At 73.7% G+C, this 3,480-nt stretch carries 4 protein-coding genes; 2 read left to right on the top strand and 2 right to left on the bottom strand.

The window, feature by feature from the left end; translation table 11 throughout:
* Positions 1-289: 289 nt before the first annotated feature.
* The gene (locus tag E2C05_RS29945) at positions 290-973 is read right to left on the bottom strand and encodes a TIGR02466 family protein (RefSeq protein WP_133223269.1); all 684 of its coding nucleotides are present in this window, start codon (positions 971-973) and stop codon (positions 290-292) included.
* Positions 974-1,116: 143 nt separating this feature from the next.
* On the opposite strand from E2C05_RS29945, the gene E2C05_RS29940 reads away from it, so the two are divergent.
* A complete protein-coding gene (locus E2C05_RS29940; RefSeq protein WP_133223268.1) occupies positions 1,117-1,794 on the top strand; it encodes an NnrU family protein in 678 nt (225 codons plus the stop codon).
* Between the two features lie 19 nt (positions 1,795-1,813).
* Here the strand turns inward: E2C05_RS29940 and E2C05_RS29935 are convergent, their stop codons facing one another.
* Positions 1,814-2,458 carry a hypothetical protein gene (locus E2C05_RS29935; protein ID WP_133223267.1) on the bottom strand — a complete coding sequence of 215 codons (645 nt, stop codon included), beginning with the start codon at positions 2,456-2,458 and terminating at the stop codon, positions 1,814-1,816.
* 163 nt (positions 2,459-2,621) lie between these two features.
* Between E2C05_RS29935 and E2C05_RS29930 the strand changes: the two genes are divergently transcribed.
* Positions 2,622-3,464: an ion transporter gene (locus tag E2C05_RS29930; RefSeq protein WP_133223266.1), complete on the top strand. Its 843-nt coding sequence runs from the start codon at positions 2,622-2,624 to the stop codon at positions 3,462-3,464.
* The last annotated feature ends 16 nt before the right edge of the window (positions 3,465-3,480 follow it).

Genomic DNA, 3,480 nt, shown 5'->3' with positions numbered 1-3,480 from the left:
GGCCGCCCGGCGCGCTCCGGCGCCCGGGGTGCCCGCACGGCGCGGCCCGATGGGGATGCGCGCCGCACCACCGGCAGCCGCGCCCGGGTGGCCGCGTCGGGCCGCGCTCCGCCCTCTCTCCGGCCCCCAGGTGCCACGAGCGCCGGCGGCAGCCGGGGACAGGCGCGGATGTCCCCGGCCGATGGCGGCGGCACTCGCAGGCAGGACACCACGGCAGACGGCGTTCAGGCCGGGGTTCCGGCCCGCTGTCGCCGCACGGCGGTCGCGCCGCTGCGCGAGCCGCCCTGGGTCATGATGGTCGATCGGCTGCACGCACCTCGGCGGTGGCGCCGCCGCCCGACCCGCCCTGGCGGCGCCGCGGCACGCAGCGCAGGTTGAAGGCGATGGTCACGCGCTCCGCCGCCGCGTCATGCGGATAGACCCAGTGCTTCAGCCAGCAGGGAAAGATCAGCATCTCGCCCGGCGCCGGGCGGCAGGCGACCTTGCCCGAGAAGGTGTCCGACCCGGCCAGGCCGAAGGCGGCGACGCCCATGCGCGTGTCGAGGAACTCGATGGCGCCGCCGCGCGCCTCCGCCGTCTCGGGCATCGCCACGTAGTAGCAGCCGGAGAAGGTCCAGCCCGGATGCTCATGCGGCACGTTGAAGGCGCCCGGGCCGTTCACATTCACCCAGGCTTCCCCCTGCACCGCGATGGCGGCGAGGTCGAGGTCCGGGGCGAGCGCCAGCGCCGCCTGCCGCGCCGCATCCAGCACATGGCGGCGCAGCAGGGCGCAGCCCGGCTCCGTCCGCTCGAACAGGTCGGTGGCCGAATGCCAGCCCTGCCGGTTGCTGCGGGCGATGCCGGGGGAAGCGGCGCGCATCGCCGACACCTCCGCCAGCAGCATCGCGTTCAGCCCTTCCGCGTCCGGCACGCCGAAGCGCAGCAGGGGGGAGGCGAAGAGGGGCTCGAGCGAGAGCAGGGCAGGCATGGCCATGCGCCTACCTGCCGCCTGGGCGGCATCGCTGTCCAGCGCCGGGCGCGGCAGGGCACCGGCGGGCGCCCGCGCCGCCCAGCCGCGATGGACAGGCGCGCCGCCGCCGGCCGACACTTCGCCGCCGGCTTTCGGGGATTCGGGACATGCTTCTGCTGCTGCTCGCGGCGCTGCTCTGGGTGGGGGTGCATGTCGGCATCGCCGGCACGGCGCTGCGCGGCCGCATCGTCGCCCGCACCGGGGAGACGGCCTTCCGCATCGGCTACTCCTTGCTGTCCTTCGCCGCCATCGGCCTGCTGGTGCAGGCCTGGAAGGGGGCGGAGACCACCCCGCTCTGGTTCGCGCCGGGCTGGCTGCGCTGGATCCTCGCGCTCGTCATGCTGCCGGCCTTCCTGCTCTTCGTCGCCTCGCTCCGCGGCAATCCCACCGCCCTGGGCGGGGAGTCGGCGCTGGGCGCCGGGCCGGCCGGCATCCAGCGCATCACCCGCCACCCGATGCTGTGGTCCTTCGCGCTCTGGGCGGCGGTGCATGTCGTCGGCAATGGCGACAGCGCCAGCCTGGTCTTCTTCGGCGCCTTCCTGGTGACGGCGCTGGCCGGCATGCCCTCGATCGATGCCAAGCTGGCCAGCCGCGCGCCCGATCTCTGGGCCCGGCTGGCGCCAACCACCTCGATCCTGCCCTTCGGCGCCATCCTGGCCGGGCGCAACCGCCTGGTCGTGGGGGAGATCGGCTGGGCGGCGCCGCTGGTGGCGCTGGTCGCCTGGGTGGCGCTGCTGCACCTGCATCCGGCGGTGTTCGGCGTGCCGGCGGTGATCCCGGGCTGAGGCGGGCCCGCCGCCCGCGTCACGCCGGCGCGTCGGCCCGCTGCACCGCCACGCCCTGGCCGCCGGCGCGGAAGGCCAGGCGGAGCGGCACGTCGAACCTTCCCTCATGGGCCCGCACCACCGCCGCGGCCGCGGCGGGGCCGCCGCTCCGCCAGGCGGCCTGGTAGTCCTCGACATAGCGGGACGCGACCTCGTTCGCCGCCACCTGTTCCTTCAGGGCCAGGGCGTTTTGCATGTCCTGGAGCAGCAGCGGATCTTCCCGCAGCTTCGCCACCTGGGCCTCGTTCAGCCCGTCCAGGGCCAGGCGGCCGCCGCGCATGCGCAGCGTGAAGGCCGGCGCATCGGGGCCCAGCGCCGTGTCGATCCGCTTCGCCAGGTCGGCCACCGCCATGTCGGCGATGCGGGCGATGTCCGTGGTGTAGACCACGCCCTCGGCCGCGCCGATCTGCACCGCCAGTTCCGCGAAGCTGGTGCGGTGGAAATCCGCATGCGGCGCGATGCCGGCCCGGGCTGCCAGGGTGCGCACCCGCAGATCATCGGCCTCGGCCGCCGCCTGCGCCTTGGCCAGGCGGGCGGAAAAGGCCGCGTCCGAGGTGATCTCGGCCGCCATCCGGCCCCGCGCCCAGCCGCCACCATCGCCGGCGCCCTGCGCCGTCGGAAGCATCCTGCCTCCGCCTGAAACCATCACGGTTATGATCGGCTGGGCGTGAAGGGAAGGTTTCGGGCGCCAAGGCAGGCTGCCTGGGTTCGGGCCGCCCTTGTCGCCGACCCGGCGGGGGACCATTCCTTACGGAACCCTTACGCCGCCGCCATGCCGGGACCCGACGATGCAGGAAGTGCTCACCGCGCTCGACCTCGATGATTCGCCGCGCGCGCGCATCGCCCGCCTGGTGCTTTCGCAACCCTTCCAACGCCTGGTCACCGGGCTGATCCTGCTGAACGCGGTGACCCTGGGGCTCGAGACCTCGGGCAGCATCATGGCCGCCTATGGCGACCTGCTGCATGCGGTGGACGCCGCCCTGCTGCTGGTCTTCACCGCCGAACTGGCCCTGCGGATCTATGCCTTCCGCGGCCGTTTCTTCCGCGATCCCTGGGGGCTGTTCGACCTGGTCGTCGTCGGCATCGCCTGGCTGCCGGCGACCGGGCCGCTCTCGGTCCTCCGCGCCCTCCGCGTGCTGCGGGTGCTGCGGCTGGTCAGCGTCATCCCCAGCCTGCGCCTGGTGGTGGAGGCGATGCTGGCGGCGCTGCCCGGCATGGGCAGCATCGTCGCCCTGATGGCGCTGATGTTCTACGTCGCGGCGGTGATGGCGACGAAGCTCTATGCCGATGTGCTGCCGGAGAAATTCGGCACGCTGGGCGACAGCCTCTTCACCCTGTTCCAGCTGATGACGATGGAGGACTGGACCAACGGCATCGTCCTGCCGGTGATGGAGCAGCAGCCCTGGGCCTGGCTGTTCTTCATCCCCTTCATCGTGGTCTCCACCTTCGTGGTGCTGAACCTGTTCATCGGCGTGATCGTCGAAAGCATCCAGGGCATGAAGGAGCAGCGGGAGGCGGCGGCGAGCGCCGAGAACCGGGCGGAACGCCAGGCCGACACCGCGGCGGTGCTGGCCGAGTTGCGGGCGCTGCGGGCGGAGGTGGCGGCGCTGCGGCGGGCCGGCGGCGGCTGACCCGCCCGCCCGGCGC

It is taken from the genome of Paracraurococcus ruber (assembly GCF_004353985.1).
In the GTDB taxonomy this organism is placed as follows: Bacteria; Pseudomonadota; Alphaproteobacteria; order Acetobacterales; family Acetobacteraceae; genus Paracraurococcus; species Paracraurococcus ruber.
This window is presented reverse-complemented; position numbering and strand designations above follow the sequence as displayed.

What these genes read in the sequence shown, in the direction of transcription:
- E2C05_RS29930 (WP_133223266.1), top strand. Translation starts at nt 2,622, where the DNA reads ATGCAGGAAGTGCTCACCGCGCTCGACCTCGATGATTCGCCGCGCGCG.
- E2C05_RS29935 (WP_133223267.1), bottom strand. Translation starts at nt 2,458, where the DNA reads ATGCTTCCGACGGCGCAGGGCGCCGGCGATGGTGGCGGCTGGGCGCGG.
- E2C05_RS29940 (WP_133223268.1), top strand. Translation starts at nt 1,117, where the DNA reads ATGCTTCTGCTGCTGCTCGCGGCGCTGCTCTGGGTGGGGGTGCATGTC.
- E2C05_RS29945 (WP_133223269.1), bottom strand. Translation starts at nt 973, where the DNA reads ATGGCCATGCCTGCCCTGCTCTCGCTCGAGCCCCTCTTCGCCTCCCCC.